The sequence below is a fragment of the Vibrio sagamiensis NBRC 104589 genome, from assembly GCF_007990935.1.
Classification (GTDB): Bacteria; Pseudomonadota; Gammaproteobacteria; order Enterobacterales; family Vibrionaceae; genus Vibrio; species Vibrio sagamiensis.
This window is the reverse complement of the sequence record NZ_BJXJ01000012.1, coordinates 97,627-115,749: the sequence shown is the minus strand read 5'-3', so window position 1 is coordinate 115,749 and position 18,123 is coordinate 97,627. Positions and strand designations below refer to the sequence as shown.

The 18,123-nt window shown below is 38.8% G+C and carries 13 protein-coding genes and 1 pseudogene; 3 read left to right on the top strand and 11 right to left on the bottom strand.

The window, feature by feature from the left end:
* Positions 1-878: pseudogene (locus VSA01S_RS07990) on the bottom strand (Calx-beta domain-containing protein); the annotation flags it as partial.
* Between the two features lie 708 nt (positions 879-1,586).
* On the opposite strand from VSA01S_RS07990, the gene VSA01S_RS07985 reads away from it, so the two are divergent.
* The 3 genes from VSA01S_RS07985 to VSA01S_RS07975 all read left to right on the top strand — a co-directional run bounded on the left by VSA01S_RS07985 (position 1,587) and on the right by VSA01S_RS07975 (position 4,271).
* A complete protein-coding gene (locus VSA01S_RS07985) occupies positions 1,587-2,909 on the top strand; it encodes a TolC family outer membrane protein (RefSeq protein ID WP_039983751.1) in 1,323 nt (440 codons plus the stop codon).
* 214 nt (positions 2,910-3,123) lie between these two features.
* A complete protein-coding gene (locus VSA01S_RS07980) occupies positions 3,124-3,696 on the top strand; it encodes an OmpA family protein (protein ID WP_050567495.1) in 573 nt (190 codons plus the stop codon).
* 218 nt (positions 3,697-3,914) lie between these two features.
* Positions 3,915-4,271: a DUF2750 domain-containing protein gene (locus VSA01S_RS07975; RefSeq protein WP_039983597.1), complete on the top strand. Its 357-nt coding sequence runs from the start codon at positions 3,915-3,917 to the stop codon at positions 4,269-4,271.
* Positions 4,272-4,332: 61 nt separating this feature from the next.
* Here the strand turns inward: VSA01S_RS07975 and VSA01S_RS07970 are convergent, their stop codons facing one another.
* The 10 genes from VSA01S_RS07970 to prpC all read right to left on the bottom strand — a co-directional run bounded on the left by VSA01S_RS07970 (position 4,333) and on the right by prpC (position 18,064).
* Positions 4,333-5,343, bottom strand: coding sequence for a TAXI family TRAP transporter solute-binding subunit (locus VSA01S_RS07970; RefSeq protein WP_050567485.1), 1,011 nt, complete (start codon positions 5,341-5,343; stop codon positions 4,333-4,335).
* 256 nt (positions 5,344-5,599) lie between these two features.
* Entirely contained in the window at positions 5,600-6,286 is a 687-nt protein-coding gene (gene queC / locus VSA01S_RS07965) for a 7-cyano-7-deazaguanine synthase QueC (RefSeq protein WP_039983592.1), read from the bottom strand.
* Positions 6,287-6,300: 14 nt separating this feature from the next.
* Complete coding sequence (gene queE / locus VSA01S_RS07960; protein ID WP_039983599.1) at positions 6,301-6,951, bottom strand: 7-carboxy-7-deazaguanine synthase QueE; 651 nt, start codon at positions 6,949-6,951, stop codon at positions 6,301-6,303.
* A gap of 247 nt (positions 6,952-7,198) precedes the next feature.
* Positions 7,199-7,663 carry a hypothetical protein gene (locus VSA01S_RS07955; RefSeq protein WP_039983593.1) on the bottom strand — a complete coding sequence of 155 codons (465 nt, stop codon included), beginning with the start codon at positions 7,661-7,663 and terminating at the stop codon, positions 7,199-7,201.
* Positions 7,664-7,675: 12 nt separating this feature from the next.
* Positions 7,676-9,793 carry an LruC domain-containing protein gene (locus VSA01S_RS07950; protein ID WP_039983594.1) on the bottom strand — a complete coding sequence of 706 codons (2,118 nt, stop codon included), beginning with the start codon at positions 9,791-9,793 and terminating at the stop codon, positions 7,676-7,678.
* Positions 9,794-10,276: 483 nt separating this feature from the next.
* Positions 10,277-11,698: an NUDIX domain-containing protein gene (locus tag VSA01S_RS07945; RefSeq protein WP_039983595.1), complete on the bottom strand. Its 1,422-nt coding sequence runs from the start codon at positions 11,696-11,698 to the stop codon at positions 10,277-10,279.
* 388 nt (positions 11,699-12,086) lie between these two features.
* Complete coding sequence (locus tag VSA01S_RS07940) at positions 12,087-12,563, bottom strand: GNAT family N-acetyltransferase (RefSeq protein WP_039983596.1); 477 nt, start codon at positions 12,561-12,563, stop codon at positions 12,087-12,089.
* 420 nt (positions 12,564-12,983) lie between these two features.
* A complete protein-coding gene (prpF, locus tag VSA01S_RS07935) occupies positions 12,984-14,165 on the bottom strand; it encodes a 2-methylaconitate cis-trans isomerase PrpF (RefSeq protein ID WP_039983228.1) in 1,182 nt (393 codons plus the stop codon).
* Positions 14,166-14,175: 10 nt separating this feature from the next.
* A complete protein-coding gene (acnD, locus tag VSA01S_RS07930; protein WP_039983231.1) occupies positions 14,176-16,776 on the bottom strand; it encodes a Fe/S-dependent 2-methylisocitrate dehydratase AcnD in 2,601 nt (866 codons plus the stop codon).
* 145 nt (positions 16,777-16,921) lie between these two features.
* The gene (gene prpC / locus VSA01S_RS07925; RefSeq protein ID WP_039983232.1) at positions 16,922-18,064 is read right to left on the bottom strand and encodes a bifunctional 2-methylcitrate synthase/citrate synthase; all 1,143 of its coding nucleotides are present in this window, start codon (positions 18,062-18,064) and stop codon (positions 16,922-16,924) included.
* Between the last annotated feature and the right edge of the window lie 59 nt (positions 18,065-18,123).

Sequence of the window (18,123 nt, the reverse complement as noted above, 5' to 3'; positions counted from 1 at the left end):
GTGCCTGCATCATTGATGGAGACAACCGGACGATCATCATCTGGGTTTGGTCCCGGACCTGTGCCGTCATCCACAATGGTGGCCGTGCCAAAAGCAGGTATATCTTGTGTCGTTGTAGCACCTTTCAAAACAAATGATTCCGTGCCTTCATAAACACTATCCTGGAAGCTTTGAACTAATATAGAGAAGCTGTCATTCCCTAAAGGTATATTTGCTACGAACTCCCCTGCTTCATTAATATTAAGTGTCTGCTGAGATCCATTTTGTAGTAATAATGAAACAACACCACTAGAAAAGTCTACCTCACCAGTAGCTGAAATATCGTTTAATAAAAGCACCACCTGCGTATCTGATTCTGTGATTTGATCAAAGCTTATATCAAATTTAATATCTTCACCTTCTGACACAGATGGCGAGTTTATAGAAACTACAACAGGATTTGTTAAATCTGATGAAAGAAAACCATTGGCATTAAGTTCCGCTATCGCAACAAATTGTGAGTCGGTTAGACTGATAGAGCTGAGGCCTTGGGTAACAAACTCTGTGCCAGCTATTCTCTCTTCTCCAGTTCGTTCAATAGAGCCGCTAGCTTGCAGGCTGGAACCAGTACTAGCTTCACCTGCTGCGGGAGCAGCATCCTCATTTGCCGTCGGGTCTCCGCCTTGCTCAATGGTTTCGATAACATTAGCAATATCATCTGTAATATCTACAGCAGTACCGTCTTGAGAAATTTGCTGTATCCTTGCATTGCTATCTCTGGTAATTATTACTTCCCCTTCAGTAAGACCTGAAGCTTGGTCAACTTCCCTCAAACTTCCGTCTAAACCGATAACAACAATCTTGCCGAATAGTAGTGAGCGTAAGGTTAGTTGTGCCATAATTACCTCGATATTATTGTGCTTCTATCAGCACTTCCTTTGAGACATGCATTGCACTCTAGATCAAATTACTCAAGTTTAAGATTAGAAATAGTATTTGCTCTTAATCTAAAAACTTAATCTGATAAACCATTAAGATTTTGAACATGGTGCTAGCTTTCATTACTCCAATTTTATCTCTTTGAAGAAACCTTACAGCACTATGCTTTCATGCAATAATTTTTTAACCACTCTTCACTTCAAAAGGAAATTTTGCAATTTTTATTCCAATTCTTAATTCTCTCGAACCCTATATTCACAAGTCACTTTCCATGCTTTCCTAATTCCTTTCAAAAGGCAATTACTCTGAAAAGATAAAAAAACAAGCTGTTGTAAAGAAAAACAATGAATCAAGGCTAAGAGAAACCTTTCATTATCAGTCTCATAATGAAAACTATTTCAAACGACAAACAACAGTGCACTACAGCATTTAACGTGAAGTTAAAATCTATAAATTTTCAAAATGAAATTTAAATTAAATTTCATTTTGAAAATAAATTTCTTTAGAAATTTAAATATGCACAATAAAAATCAAATTAAGCAATGTTTCACATATGTGCTAATGTTTTGGTAACAGTATTATTATTTAAGCTTCGGTGGCTAGCTGTAACAAAGTTGATGTGAATTATATGGCGTTCTAATTTAACCAGTTTTGCATGGAGTGCGAGCGTGAGAAACAAACTACTATATTCAACATATTTATCCAGCCTGATAGCCTTGACACCAGCTCAATGCCTGTCTCAAACATTGGAACAAGCTGTAGTATTAACGTTGCAGACTAATACTGACATTAAAGCAGCTTTCAATGAGTTTCAGAGTAGTAAATACCATCATGAAGCTTCAGAAGGCGCTTATCTTCCAAAAGTTTTTCTTGACGCAAGTATTGGGCATGAAGGCTTAAAGTCCTCAAATGATTCTGGTATTGATAAGTCTAGTATGGTCAAAAAAGAAGTGTCGATTACACTTTCTCAATTGATTTGGGATGGAAGTTCTACACTTTATGATATCGATCGAACTGCAGCTGAAGCTGAATCAATTAGATTACAACTTCTTACGGAAGCATCTGATATTGCATTAGAAGTAGCGAAGGTTTATTTAGAAGCTACAGAAGCGTTTGATACCCTAAATCTTTCTGAAAGTAATTTAGCTGTTCACAAACAAATTTATAAAGAAATTCAAAAAAAGGTTTCCTCTGGTTTAGGTTCTGTCGCAGATTTATATCAAGTTGAAGCCCGATTAGCAAAAGCACATGGTAATCTCGCTGCCGCCCAAAATAATCTATACGATTCTCATACACTTTTTACCCATTTAGTCGGTCAAGCTCCATTAGGGCCTATATTCCCTCACGCAGATGATAAATTTATTCCAAATTCACTTGAAGATGCAAACAAATTAGCTCACGATACCCATCCCGTGATTCGTATTGCTAAAGCTGATGTAGACGCAGCAAAATTTCAATATAAATTATCCAAAGGCGTAAACTACCCTACATTATCAGTCGAAGCATCCCAAACCTGGCGCTACGATGCTGGCGGAACTAAAGGCCGTAATGAAGAAACCCTAGCAATGGCAAAGATGCGATATAATTTATATAACGGAGGCTCTGACGCCGCCAATACAAAGCACTTTGCATATCAACTTAATAAAGCAAAAGACCTTAGAGAAAGCACTTACCGTGATGTAGAAGAAAGCCTAATGCTTTCTTGGAGTGCTCTTGATCTGACAGTTCAGCAAAAAGAATTTCTTGCAGACCACGTTGATTCAGCTGCAGAAACTGTTATTGCTTATTCCAAACAGTACAAAATTGGAAAACGAACCATGCTTGATTTACTTAATGCAAAAAATGAGTTATTTGAAGCAAGGAAAGGTTACCTAGATATCAAATATGACGAACAATACGCGAAGTTTCGAGTTATGCATGCAACAGGACAGTTGTTGGATGCATTAAGAATCAATATCCCTGAAGAATGGTTAGAAGAAGTGGAGTACTAAAATGACCAATCACTTAGTAATCATTTTATCATTACTTGTTTTGACAGCTTGCAGTACACATCATATTGTAAATGATAAAGTTAACACCGAATATCCTATTTCACAGCATAGCAGCCAACCAAATCTAAAAGTAGCAATTGGTGAACCTGTTGACGTTTCTAACAAAACAAATAACTCTGAGGTAGAAAACCTTGATAGCAACTTCCACTTCAGTATTAACTCACCTCACACACAGCATGATGAATTCGATTATATTGAGCCTCCCATTACTTCTCAAGTAGCCGATCATCATGATGACGATCATGATGGTGTCATCAATGAACGTGACCTTTGCTTAGAAACGCCGAACGGAGCAGAAGTAGACAATGATGGTTGTAGCAAATATTTTATGACGCCAGCATCTATGGATCTGAGAATCCTATTCGCCAATAACTCAGACGAAATTAACCCTATTTTCTCTGACAACATAATAGAACTTGCTGAATTTTTGAAAGAGTACCCTAATACTAGCCTTGAAATTGAGGGCTACGCCAGCCTGACAGGTAATCCCCAACATAATATTGATTTATCAAAAAGAAGGGCAGAAAACGTACGTCAAGCACTTATCGGCTACGGTATTGATGCTGAGCGCCTTAAAGTAATAGGTTTTGGTAGTGCTAAGCTTTCTACAGAAGGTATTGATGAACGTAGCCACGCCCTGAACAGAAGAGTCGTAGCATCAGTTGTTGGTGAGAAAAATCAAGTACTTCTAGAGTGGACCATCTTTACTACTTTTCCTAAAAGCTAACCTTAGTTGAAATATTTTTATCTATAGATTTAAAAAAGAGCTGATAGGGCTCTTTTTTTATTGGATTATTTTTATATATACTTATCTTTAACTCAGTTTTACACGGTAAAAACTATTTACTCATACCAAGTAACGCATATCTTTATATAAAAGATTATACTTTTGAATTTACTATTATAGTGATACGCTTAGTACGTCATAACAGAGAGAGTGTTACAATGAGTAAACTTACATCAGATATCCAAGCTAACCTTGATCTTTTCATCAGTGAATCACAAGAAAGTCAATTGGTGTGGGGATTAAGAAATGAAGAAGGTTGGCTTTCCTGTGACTCAACTGAATTCGAAAACAGCGAAGTAATGCCCTTCTGGTCAGCTAAAGAAGATGCTCAGGCACATAACGTTGAAGAGTGGGCTGATTTTGAAGTATTAGAAATACCTTTAGATATTTTTGTTGAAGACTGGCTACTGACCCTTGCTGAAGATGGTGTATTGATTGGGGTTAACTGGAATGCTCAACTAGAAGGTAAAGAGCTTGAACCACAAGATCTGGCAAAATTGTATCTAACTTCATAAGTTTAAAGAAACATAAAGGCCACGACATCGATGTGGCCTTTTTAATAATGAAATTACAAAGTCAGTGTTCAACGCTATGTTTATTTTTTGTTTCTAAGACTTTATCGTCTAACAATCCTACTTCTTTATAATACTTTATCGCTCCAGGGTGCAAAGGCGTAGAAAGGCTCCCTGCTATCATATCTTCTTTTTTTAATGGCTTGAGTGCAGGATGGGCGTTTTTAAAATCATCGAAATATTCAAATACAGATCGCACCATGCTATAGACCACATCATCGCTTACTGAACTCGTTGTAATTAGGGTGGATGTAACACCAAAGTTATTAATGTCTTCCGTCATTGATGGGTAAACATTTTTCTTTACCTTACTTGGTATAAAATATGAATGCTCGTCCATTAACTTATTAACTCCTTCTCCTTGAACACTTATAAGTTTGGCTCCACATCCCTCAAGTACAACGTCAATACGATTGCTTGGATGCCCTGTCATTTCTACATAAGCATCAATATAACCGTCGCATAATGCCTGAGATTGTTCTGTTTTCTTTATCTCTTTTACTTCCTTAAATTGCTCTTTACCCCAACCATAGGCATCTAATACCATCTCCACGTCAACACGTTCAACAGTCCCTTCTTCACCAAGATTAATTCTTTTTCCAACCAGATCCTCGATCGAGTTAATGCCTGAATCTTTACCTACAATCAAATTAAAAGATTCTGTATGAAGAGCAAATAAAGTTCGAATGTCTTCAAAAGGTTCCTCACCCTCAAAAATCGAGTCTCCAATGTAAGCATGATGCTTCCAGTCGGATTGCACTAGTGCAAAATCTACTAACCCTTCCCTTAAACGCTTGATATTTTCTATAGAGCCTTTAGATGATTCAACTGAACATCGCACTGAATGCTCACGTCGGTGAGTATTGATTAGCTTACACACTGCAGCGCCTGCGGGATAATAAATACCTGTCACACCACCTGTACCCATTGTGATAAACTCTTTTGCCTGTATAGGTTGGCTCCAAGGCAAGACCAAACCACATGCTGCCAACAAGAAAAACGATTTCAATTCCATGCTACGCTCTCTATTTATTAATCACATATTAATTATATGCAATACTGAGAGCTTTAAGCATAAATATCCTCAATATACTGTTTCTAAATAAGCAATCTTAATATTGAATCAAAACCTTCGAATTCACATAGATTTAAATAATGTCTTATAGGGAGTAAAGATTAGGAAAAAGAAGTGTTTAAAAAGTGCCTGAGGAAGCAAGAATGATTTCTCCAGGCACATATGATTTTTTGATTAACAGTAATTGATAATATATTTAACTCTGCTTTTCTATTAGTGATTGCATAACTGAATGTTTGTTATTTAAATATTCATCAAGACCCGCTTTTCTTAAGTCACAAGCAGGACACTCACCACACCCATCACCAATGACTCCGTTATAGCACGTTAAGGTATGATCTCGAATCACCTGCAATGAGTTGTATTGATCAGCTAAAGCCCATGTTTCAGCTTTAGTCAGCCACATAAGTGGAGTTTTGATTTCAAATTGACGGTCCATCCCTTTAATTAATGCAGAATTCATTGTTTTGACAAAATCATCTCTACAATCTGGATAACCACTAAAATCAGTTTCACAAACGCCAGTTATTACCGCCTCCGCACCTATTTGATAAGCGTAAATACCAGTTAGGGTTAAAAATAGAATATTACGGCCTGGAACAAATGAATTAGGTAAGCCATTTTCTTGAAGATCATGAGATACTGGAATGTCTTCTCTAGTCAACGAACTTATTGCTAATTCATTTAAAAGCTCTACATTCATGACTTTGTGTGCTGTAATACCTAATTCAGTCGCAAGTTTTTTTGCAACTTCAATTTCAAGCCTGTGTCTTTGTCCATAATCAAATGTTATTGCATGTACTTCATCAAATTCCTTCAAAGCCTGAACTAAACATGTTGTGGAATCCTGTCCACCACTAAAAACAACAACGGCTTTTTTCATTTGCTTCTCCTAGCCTAAGCAATATTTAAATATTTATGAGTTTGAATTGATAAACGCCAATTACGCTCAATACAAGTATCAATGCATAACTTTGTTGCACGCGATTTTTGACTAATGGGCTGTAAGGCAATAACTGGCTGCGATGTTAAATTTGCAGAAGATAAAAGGTGGTCTAACTGTTCAATATCTTTTTGAGTACCAACGGGGTGTTTAATTTCATTGGCTCGTCTTAACGCACTGCGCAAAACAGGTAGCTTTCCTTTCATTGCTATTTTAGGTGATAATGTAACCCACGAATTCTCAGAAGCAACAACTTCAGATGTACCACTTGTCTCAATTTGGCATTGGCAACCTAATTCTTCAAACGCATGAGTGAGAGAACGTAAATCATAAATGCAAGGTTCTCCACCTGTAATAACAATATGTTGCGCATTAAATCCTTGTTTTTTATACTCAGCAATTATTTCATCAGAAGTAACATGACACCACGTTGGTGAATCTTCTTTTTTTAGTAAAATATCACCGATTCTCACTTTATCAGCTTCTTCTGCAAACCACGTTTGCTTCGTATCACACCAAGAACAACCAACTGGGCATTCTTGTAATCGAATAAAAACCGCAGGCACTCCAGTAAATACCCCCTCTCCTTGGATGGTCTCAAACATCTCGTTTAACTTATACAATGTAGAACTCACTTGCTTATAAAACATCGAGACCAGACATTAATAGAGTGTAGCCATAAGGTCAATTCAAACACAGTATTAAATTAGAGAAATACACTCTAGAGGCTAAGGCTTTTGTCTTAATTTATAAACGCCTATTTATATAGTATCTCAATACCTTCGTGACACTTCCTAAAAATAAAAAAACCGAGTGACGAAGTCACTCGGTTTAACTAGAGATGAAATAGTATTAAAGTTGTGCTTTCGCTACACCATCTACCACTTCAACATTTTGTTTTATAGTGCTATCTAAATCTGTTGGATACCATACTTCTACCCAGATTGAATCAGAATGATTAGGTAACATAATAACACTTTCAAAAGTCTGACCTGACTGAACTGGTGTTCTGATAACTTGAGAATTGTAATCAACTACACCTTCTCTTTTGTCAGTGTACACACTTAAAAAACCGCGATTTAGTTGATTACTGGCTACCGTTAACTCAATCGCCACTTCTGACTCAGAAGAAAAGTCAAAGTCTTCAGGAACAACTAAGTTTTCAGTAATACCACTCGTGACTCCAGTTTCAACAATGACAGGCTCTTCCTGATTACTCACTGGTGGTGAAACAGTGCTTGAGCCTGAATCATCTCCGCCACAACCAAAGAGGAAAAGAACCGCCACGCTACTGAATATTAATTTACATGCTTTCATAAATCCTCCTAATTAATCACTGGTTGTCCAAGTTAGGCTTGACTCTGGATTGAGATACCAAGTCGGTTTCGAAACACCACCGGAAACAGCCCACTCAGCGAAATCAGGATAAGCGATACTCACGTCAATATACTCAGAAGGATGATTCCAAGTTGACGGAATTATGATACCCCAAGGTAAATTACCATCTGTACGGTAGTATTTAGAAGTTGAAGGATCTGAACGGTCATCTTCTTGATCATAAAAAGTAGATACCAGCGTGCCTCGAGACGTCGGTGGGAAATCAGCCGTATGAATTTCTAAATCTTTACCCGGCTGTACCGTGAAGACATCTCCATGATAAGAACCACCCGATGCGAAAATAAACGGATCATAGCCCGATAAAGGAAGTAAAGAGGCTAATGTTGGTTCAGAGCCACTGTTAAATGGTAATGAAACACTGAATGTCATCTGAGAGGATTCAAGAGATGGATTACAAGATGGATTAGTACGGTGGAAAATACATTCACCATGAATCGGGATATCATTCAGAAGATTTGCCGAAGCAACCACAACGAGATCACCACCTGGGGAAGGAATCGACTTGTCTTCTCCTGTAAATGGTGAAATACCATTTCTTAACATACCGTTTTTAGTAACACGTGACAATTGAAGGTTAACATCGCTTTCAGAGAAACCACCTAATTTCCATGCCAAACCATTACTGTAAGATGCACCATAGGCAGTGATTGTACCCTCAATGTCAAATCGCAACACATTACCATCTTTACTAACCACTTTGGCACGGTAATAAGTAACAACATCATTTAAATCAAAGTCACCCATTTCTGGCCAGTTATCTTCAAACGCGGCAGTGTAGTAATCCGAGGTTTGAATAGTTGTTCCTGGGTCAACTACATCGAATACGTGATCCTCAACTTCACCATCTCCAGCATAACCTGTACTTGGTAAGTTAGGAGATGACGACAGTCTGAAACGGGTTTGTACATTCCCGACAATGGCATCATCACCAACACGAACCGAAATAACATTAGCACCAGAAGTTACGTTGTAATTTTTAAGAATTTGCTCATCTGCCTCAAATGTACCATTCATGTCCCAGTCAGCCCAAGCATGGAGTAAACCATCGCCCACTACTTGAACATTTATTAAAGCATCAAGACCAATTTCAAAGTTAGTTAATGGTGTAACACCATCGTCATCGTTACCATCAACGTCGAAATCATCTCCTGTAGAGGTAGGATTAGGCTGTCCATCCGGATCAGCATCAACCGTGCTACCTAAGTAAAGAGAGCTACTAATGGCATGTTGAGGGCCATCATCGGCCAATAGAGTCTTATAGCCTACTGGTGCATCACCATAGTCAAAGTTGTTGTTTGATGTTGTAGGGTTATCAAAACCTGCTAAATCCCAGTTACCATCAAAGGCTGAGAAAATTGGATTAGGAAGGTAGGAACCTGGAGCAGTAACTGTTTCAAACTGTAATGTAACAATGGAGGTGTTTTTATAAACCAGTTTAACGGCACCGGATGTATCAGCTTCATTGAAATTGGTTCCCGGACCAGTGAACAAAACAGATGTACCGTCAGGACTTTCCTGTGCCGTCAGACTAGCTGCACCACTACCAAGTTGGTAGCTATAAAAGCCTTCACTTTTAAAAACTCTGACTTGCTCAGACTGGACCGGTTCACCATCTATGTCATAACCAATAAACTCAAATTCTGGTATGATGTACGGAACAGAAAATGTTCCAGATAATCCATCTGTACCGTCAAAAAATTCAAACGTATAAATCAAACCAGCAGAACCCGGTGAATTTGTTTCATACAAAAAACCAATATCACCAAGCGGCTGTGCACCGGTAGTTTGTTTATAATTGGGAGCATGCCACTTAAATGTTGCATCGCCAAAAACACTACTGGTTACTTTAGCATCTATTGTTTTTCCATTATGGGTCCCAACCCCAGTAAAATGCATGTCTGCACCTGTGAATGAAGGCCCAGCCCAAGTATTAGTATTTGTTGCTTCAAGGTGATTCGAGAAATCTAAATCTACCACACCTGAAGCATAGGTATTAGCGCCGGCCAAGCTAAGTAAACACAGTAATGCCAGCTTTTTTTTAGCTATCATAACTTATCTCTTTTGTGGTTAACGTTTTGAAAGAATTTATAAAAAGTTTGCGAGAGCTATTAAAATTTTTATGCTCTTCGCCGCACAAATTAAATAAGCAAGATCAAGGCCAACGAAATAGAGTTTATTTTTATCTAAGAAAAACAAAAAATTTCATGATCTTAAAAGTTAAGTCCATCTTCAGTTTGATTCGTCGATGTAAATTTACTTTCCATTCTCTCTTTTTAATTCTCAAAATGAGATTTCTACTCTTGTGATAATATGTTATTAACTACAAAGTTGATCATAAGAAAGTTAGACGTCTGTGCAATTATTATAAAGCTGCTCAGGGTGAAATTATTCTTAAGTTCGGAAAGAATACAGTAACAAGGATTCTTGGAGCTAGATAAAGACTTTAACTAAAGCATTTGTTATATAAAGAGTTTTTCCAGAAAAATGAATGTTAAAATTAAATGCAAATACTATATTCAAATAATCGATACTCTAGATATTTTTATCTTTCTTACTCGCAAGCAACATTAGAACACACATTAAAATCGGGTAATGGATAATGAATAAGAATTCTGACCAAAAACGACTAAATGTAAGTAGTGACTTTAAATAGAAAAGAAAGTAGCTAGTCCCAACAAGTAAAATAATAGAGAATATCATTTTCCTAAAGTTTAATTGAAGATGTTTTCCTCTAAAAAATATTCTTAACAAAGCTGCTGATAAAAAGATTCCCAGCCAAACTTTAAAGGCAGGTATTGGCCAAATCATTGTGAAGATCAAAGTAGTTCCAGCTAAAAGGAACCATACTTTTTGAGAGATTAACAGCGTATCTACATTTAAATTTGTATTTTCATCCAAGCGATATATATGCCAAGCAATCAAACTTCCTAAAAGAGCACTCACTACAATATCCGAAATAAAAAGGGTTGCCAAAAAGAACTTACTTGCCATGACTAAAAAAGTGACAAGAGCAGCTAACCAAGTGTATCGATTGTTACCAAAATTGCCTGCTTTTTTAAACAATAGAACTAATATACAAAACCATATTGTTGTGGTTAAACTTGGCATGCTATAGCCAGAACTATGAAATAGTTCTGCCACTGGGATGTAAACGTGTGGTCGTGGTAAGACAAAAGTTTGTTGAGCAAATAATACTATAACTGAGCTGATTGAAATCGCGAAAAATACTCGATGAGCAAAAGACTGACCAAATCGCCAAATAAGAAAAGGAAACAAAAACAATTTTGCTGTTGGGCCAGCAAGACTCATTAAGCCTATTGCAGTTAAAACAACCAGATCACGACTGCTTACTGATAATGAATTAGACCAATTCTGAAAACTACTCAGCCACTTTAGCTCTGCTTGCCTAGTTTTAGATGTAGAATTGATCATGTTTTTAGTAAAAGACAAATGACTTTCAGTCGCTTGGTTAAACATCTCCTTTATTTCGTTCCATTCAGCTGGGAAACGATATTCATGAACATTTAACTCGTAAGGGTTAACTAACATTGCAGAAGCAGTATATGTACCATACTCTGGAGCAAACCAAGTTGGGAATTCATACCCTCCAAAATGGTTTGTCGTATAAAAAGCAACGATGTCAGCTTCTGGTATACAATCATAAAATGCGATATTCTTTATTGTACCGAGCATCTTACCCGCGGAAACAACAATACCCGTTTCTTCCCATGTCTGCCTTTCGACTGCCGAAATATTTTTTTCTTGCCCCTCGAGGTGGCCACCGGGCACTGAGAGAGTGTTTGTCATCACTTCATGCGTTAAAACAAGCTTGTTATCTGCACGGATAATACAGTTTACCGCATCAATTTTTTCTTGAGCGGATGAATGATTAGCCAAAACAATACAGAGGGTAAGCAAAGCCGTAAATATTATATAAATGAACTGTCTTAACACTAGTTAAACCTTAAAATATTCGAAAAGCAATGACATCTAGGTAAACCTACGAATACAGTATTTTTTATTGGATTAAATACTGCAGTAGTTGATTTTAGGGCTCTTATTACTTCTAAAATCTTGTTGTTACTTTTATAAGTAATAGTTTAAATTTAGTATACTTTCTTCTTAAATACATAAAGTTCAATTTCTGATGCTTGTACAAGAGCCCGCTCAACATGATGAGGTTTTGAATGGGCTATTTAAATAATTGTTTGAGGAACAACTTTGCTCCTCATACTGCTTAAAAGCATAAATTTACAGGTTTAATTCTTAACTTGTTGCCTTTACTCAAGTAACTCATAAGGAGTCTTTAAACGAGGTTAGTTGGCTATTGCTAAGTTTTACTTCAAACTGGTTTCCTTAACCAATGGATATGATGCACAAAACCATGCTCTCGATAAAATGAAACTGCCGTTTGATTAAAATGCCAAACTTCAACGAAAGTCTGTTTTACACCATAATCAATAAAAGTAGATTCTATTTTTCTGATAAGATCTTTTGCAATCCCCATTTTTCGGAACGAAGGTGCCACATACAGTTCATCGATACTGCCCATCATCATAGGTTTGCTTACGGTAGAGATGAGTTCACAAAAATGCCCAGTAATAAAACCTACTATTTTTTTCTTCATTACCGCTTTATACACTAGACACTCAGGGTTATCGAAATACCGAGCTATGCTTTTTTCTTGCTCTATATCTTCAGGTGTTTTAAACAACTCTGGCTCTTTTACGTGATGCTCTTGGTGCAAATCAAACATCATTTCATTCAGAGTATCCAAATCACTTATCTGTGCCGGCGTAATACTAAATTCAGGTATCATAAAAATCCAAATTAAAAGTGTATTTATACTTAGGTAGTATAAAATCAATCATGTATATAAGTCATTGATAATTATTAACTCAACGCACCGACAAGTTGTTAAATCAACAAGACGTTAACTTTATCCTTAAAAAAACCACCCGTGTCAACTCCATGGCAGCTAAGCGTCAAGAGTGGTCAAAATAAAAGTCTAAAAAACAAACATAAAAATGAAATATACCTTCCCCCCTCAAAATTATGAAAAAAAATATATTATTTATCAACCACTTAAAAATAAATCAATAATCTTTAACTTTTAACTCAATCCTGAAACAAATAACATAGACCTGACATTTATTGACTTACTCCAACTCTTTTTGAAACATTTAATCTGAAAGCTTACTCCAAAGTCCAAAGGACCATTAGCTTTGAAATTTATTGGCTATAAACCCCTCGGAATAAATACCACACCTTCCATTAACCTTCTTGCACTCCGGCTCATTGTGACTTTTTCAACTACCCACTTATCGCCTTTTTGAATCACCTCAGCTCCAACAGTCAAACTTCCAGAGGGATGGCCAAAAGTAATCGGTCCCTGATGATCACCATTGAAAACTTGATGCACTATGGTGCCTGGTACACGTGCAGCAGAAGCAATCGCAACAGCTGCAGTTCCCATCATAGCGTGATGAAGCTTTCCCATAGAAAGAGCACGTGCATTAAAATTTATCTCATGTTTCTCAAACCATTTTCCACAAGACGAACGATAAGCTTTAGGTTTAGAAACCAATACAAGCTTTGGAGTATGTTGACGTACTTGAGCCTCTTCAAGCGATGAAATCAGCCCCATTTTGATCGCACCATACGCGCGAATCAACTCAAGTTTTTCCAAGGCGGACTCATCCCTATTAATATCATCTTGTAATTCTGTTCCTTCATAACCCACCGCACTCGCCTCGATAAAAATAGTAGGGATGCCTGAAGAAATAAAAGTAGCATTAAAATGTCCAACATTAGACACAATAAGTTCGTCGACAATATGGCCTGTCGGAAAAATTCCACTTTCGTTGACGGTAGGCGACATGAAATCTATTGGAATTTCGGCAGATGGAAACGTCACTCCATCTAATTGGAAATTACCACTTTCTTGCACGTGTCGATCAACAACGGGAACATGCACAACAATGGTTTTATTGATATTAGCTTGCCATACTCGGACTTTTACAACACCATTCAATGGTATCCTTTCTTTAGAAATAAGTCCTGAATGCAAAGCAAAGGGACCGACTGCAGCAGAAAGATTGCCACAATTACCACTCCAATCCACTAAAGGTTCATTGATAGAAACTTGGCCAAAGAGATAGTCTATATCGTGATCCACACTGTTACTTTTTGAAATGATCACGACTTTACTTGTGCTCGATGTAGCACCACCCATACCATCAATCTGCTTACCATAATGATCAGGGCTGCCAATCACCCTTCTTAAAAGTCTGTCTCTATACTCTCCGGCAACCTGCGCCTCTTTGGGTAAATCACATAAGCGAAAAAATACTCCTTTACTTGTCCCACCTCGCATATAAGTCGCTGGAATGGCGCATTGATCATTTATTGTACTCTTCATCTCATTCACCTTAGTCGTGAGCCAAAAAATCTTGAGCAAAACGCTGTAATACACCACCTGATTTATAGACTAGTACTTCATCTTCTGTATCCAACCTGCAAATGACGGGAATGTCTATGACTTCATGACTTGTTCGAGTTATTCTCAAGGTTAATTTGGCTTTGGGGGTAATATCACCAATAACGTCATATTGCTCACTCCCCTCTAAGCCCAATACTAAGCGATCAGTACCTGCATAAAACTGTAAAGGTAAGACTCCCATTCCAACTAAATTCGTTCGATGGATCCTTTCAAAACCTTCAGCGACAATCGCTTCCACTCCCGCTAACCGAACGCCTTTAGCTGCCCAGTCTCTCGACGAACCTTGACCGTAATCCGCTCCAGCAATAATGATAAGAGGCTGCTGTCGTTCCATATAAGTTTCAATCGCTTCCCACATCCTCATCACTTTGCCATCAGGTTCCACGCGGGCTAAAGAACCTTGGACAGGCTTTCCATCTTGCTTGATCATTTCATTGAATAGCTTAGGGTTTGCGAAAGTAGCCCGCTGTGCCGTTAAATGGTCTCCTCGATGTGTTGCATAAGAGTTAAAGTCTTCTTCAGGCACCTCCATTCGAGTAAGATACTCACCAGCAGCACTGCTTGCTAATATTGCGTTAGATGGGGATAAATGATCAGTGGTGATGTTATCGCCTAGTATGGCCAATGGGCGCATGCCAGTGAGCTCTCTTGGCTTTGATAAGGCTCCTTCCCAATAAGGGGGACGCCGAATATAAGTACTCTTTGGGCGCCACTGGTAAAGTGGAGGGCTAAGTTTGTCCTGCTCTGAAAGTTTAAACATCTGAATATACACTTGATTAAACTGTTCAGGCTTAACAAATTGGTCCACGACGGCGTCAATTTCTGCATCTGTTGGCCACAATTCACTGAGATAAATCGGCTTCCCAGCTTTATCAACCCCTAAAGGATCACGTTCTATATCAAAACGAATCGTCCCTGCTAATGCATAGGCCACAACTAATGGTGGGGAGGCTAAAAAGGCTTGTTTGGCGTAAGGGTGAATTCGACCATCGAAATTACGGTTACCTGATAATACCGCTGTTGTGTATAAGTCCCGCCGAATCACTTCTTGTTGGATATCGTCATCTAACGCGCCACTCATTCCATTACATGTCGTACATGCATAAGCAACGATACCAAAACCTAATTGTTCAAGTTCTGTTAATAGACCAGCTTCTTCTAAGTATAATCGAGCGACTTTAGATCCGGGTGCAAATGAGGACTTGACCCAAGGTTTTCGGTTCAATCCCAATTGGTTCGCTTTTTGTGCTAAAAGCCCCGCTGCAACCACGTTTCTGGGATTACTTGTATTCGTACAGGAGGTAATCGCTGCAATGATCACTGCACCATCTGGTAATTCACCTTCTCGCAACTCCCAATCGCCGGCAATCCCTCTTTGAGTCAACTCTGTCGTTGGCAGACGACGATGAGGATTGGATGGGCCAGCCATATTCCGTTCTACACTCGATAAATCAAAATGTAATAGTCGCTCATATACAACATTTTCCAGCGCATCAGCCCACAGGCCCGTTTGCTTGGCATAGCTCTCAACTAGGGCAACTTGCTCTGCATCTCGACCAGTAAGTCTTAAATATTCAATCGTTTGCTCATCGATGAAAAACATTCCAGCTGTTGCGCCATATTCTGGTGTCATATTCGAAATGGTTGCACGATCACCAATGGTTAAAGAGCGGGCACCTTCACCAAAAAACTCTAAATAGGAAGACACTACACCCTCTTGACGCAGAAACTCAGTGATCGCTAAAACAATGTCGGTTGCAGTAATGCCTGGCTGACGCTTACCCTCCAGTTTTACCCCAACAATATCGGGTAACCTCATCATAGATGGGCGACCAAGCATCACGGTTTCTGCTTCAAGCCCTCCAACTCCTATGGCTAATACTCCCAAAGCATCGACATGCGGTGTATGGCTGTCCGTACCTACACAAGTATCCGGATAAGCAATTCCATCTTTCACTTGTACTACTGGAGACATCTTTTCCAAGTTAATTTGGTGCATGATGCCATTACCTGCCGGTATCACACTGACATTTTCAAAAGCACGCTTACACCACTCTATAAAATGAAACCTATCCTCGTTGCGGCGTTCTTCTATAGCCCTGTTTTTTTCAAATGCATCCGCTTCAAAACCCGCGTGCTCAACGGCTAATGAGTGATCAACGATCAACTGAGTTTCAACGACAGGGTTCACTCTAGAGGGATCGCCTCCCTGCTCTGCAATGGCATCTCTTAAGCCAGCTAAATCAACTAATGCGGTCTGTCCTAAAATGTCATGACACACCACTCGGGCAGGATACCATGGAAAATCGAGGTCGCTCTTACGTTCAATTAATTGCTCGAGACTGTCGTGTAAGACATTTGGATGACAGCGTCGTACTAACTGTTCGGCTAAGACTCGTGCTGTGTAAGGCATTTGCTCATAAGAGCCCGCCTTAATGGCATTCACGGCTTCACGAGCATCAAAGTATTCTAACGAGGTTCCGGGTAGGCGTTTACGATATTGAGAGTTTATACGGCAGGTCTGGTTCATTATACGGCTTCCATTCTGTCTTTCACTACCTCTTGAGTAGGACGCGCTGCATGTTATTACCGAGTAGTCCAGTATTGGAGTTACTTGGGGATAAAACGTTTATGAAAAGTAACGCCTTTTCAGTCATACCGAAAAGGCGTCAGTTCTAGCGCTGGTCAATAGGTACCCAATCTTGATGTTCAGGCCCTGTATAATCAGCACTTGGTCTAATAATCCGATTATTAGCTCGCTGCTCGAATACATGCGCAGCCCAACCCGTTAAGCGACTCATGACAAAGATTGGAGTAAATAATTTAGTTGGAATGTCCATAAAGTGATAAGCAGAAGCATGGAAAAAGTCCGCATTACAAAACAGCCCTTTTTCACGCTTCATTACTGACTCAACACGTTCAGATACCGCATAAAGAGATGTATCACCAACTTCTTTGGACAGGGCTTCAGACCAAGATTTGATCAAAGCGTTCCTCGGATCACTTTCGCGATAAATAGCATGACCAAACCCCATAATTTTATCTTTACTATCAAGCATTTGCATAATTATTGCTTCTGCTTCATCGGGTGTCTGCCAATCTTGTATCATTTCCATCGCAGCTTCATTTGCTCCACCGTGTAATGGGCCACGAAGAGTCCCAATTGCAGCGGTTATACATGAATGAATATCAGATAATGTTGAAGCACATACTCTGGCTGCAAAAGTTGATGCATTAAACTCATGTTCCGCATATAAAATCAGTGAACAGTGCATGACTTTTTTGTGGGTTTCAGTCGGAGATTTATCTGTCAGTAACTTTAAGAAGTATCCACCAAGGCTGTCTTCCGTTCTGTCACGAGTTTTTATTCTTAACCCGTGATGACTGAAACGGTACCAGTAACAAATAATGGCAGGAAATAACGCAAGCATTCTTTCTGTGGCATGAAGCTGCTGCTCAAAACTTTCTTCTTGTTCTAAGTTCCCCAAAATAGAGCACCCTGTTCGCATTACATCCATAGGATGGGCATCGGCAGGAATTAACTCTAGCGCTTCTTTTAGTACCCCTGGTAATCCTCTGAGCGAAATCAAATGCGTTTTGTAGGCATCGAGTTCTTGTCTATTTGGTAAGTGACCACGTAACAAAAGATGAGCAACTTCTTCAAATTCAGCGTGAGTGGCTAAGTCGGTAATATCATAGCCACGGTAAGTCAGACCGGTGCCAGTTTTACCAACTGTGCATAACGACGTGACGCCTGCACTTTGACCACGCAATCCAGCACCACCTAATTCCGTTTTTGTATCAATGCATTGAGACATTCTGAACTCCTTTTATGCCCGACCTACCTTCGTGTATTATTTCATAGCATTCCAGTTTC

What these genes read in the sequence shown, in the direction of transcription:
- VSA01S_RS07975 (WP_039983597.1), top strand. Translation starts at nt 3,915, where the DNA reads ATGAGTAAACTTACATCAGATATCCAAGCTAACCTTGATCTTTTCATC.
- VSA01S_RS07970 (WP_050567485.1), bottom strand. Translation starts at nt 5,343, where the DNA reads ATGGAATTGAAATCGTTTTTCTTGTTGGCAGCATGTGGTTTGGTCTTG.
- queC (WP_039983592.1), bottom strand. Translation starts at nt 6,286, where the DNA reads ATGAAAAAAGCCGTTGTTGTTTTTAGTGGTGGACAGGATTCCACAACA.
- queE (WP_039983599.1), bottom strand. Translation starts at nt 6,951, where the DNA reads ATGTTTGAGACCATCCAAGGAGAGGGGGTATTTACTGGAGTGCCTGCG.
- VSA01S_RS07955 (WP_039983593.1), bottom strand. Translation starts at nt 7,663, where the DNA reads ATGAAAGCATGTAAATTAATATTCAGTAGCGTGGCGGTTCTTTTCCTC.
- VSA01S_RS07950 (WP_039983594.1), bottom strand. Translation starts at nt 9,793, where the DNA reads ATGATAGCTAAAAAAAAGCTGGCATTACTGTGTTTACTTAGCTTGGCC.
- VSA01S_RS07940 (WP_039983596.1), bottom strand. Translation starts at nt 12,563, where the DNA reads ATGATACCTGAATTTAGTATTACGCCGGCACAGATAAGTGATTTGGAT.
- prpF (WP_039983228.1), bottom strand. Translation starts at nt 14,165, where the DNA reads ATGAAGAGTACAATAAATGATCAATGCGCCATTCCAGCGACTTATATG.
- acnD (WP_039983231.1), bottom strand. Translation starts at nt 16,776, where the DNA reads ATGAACCAGACCTGCCGTATAAACTCTCAATATCGTAAACGCCTACCC.
- prpC (WP_039983232.1), bottom strand. Translation starts at nt 18,064, where the DNA reads ATGTCTCAATGCATTGATACAAAAACGGAATTAGGTGGTGCTGGATTG.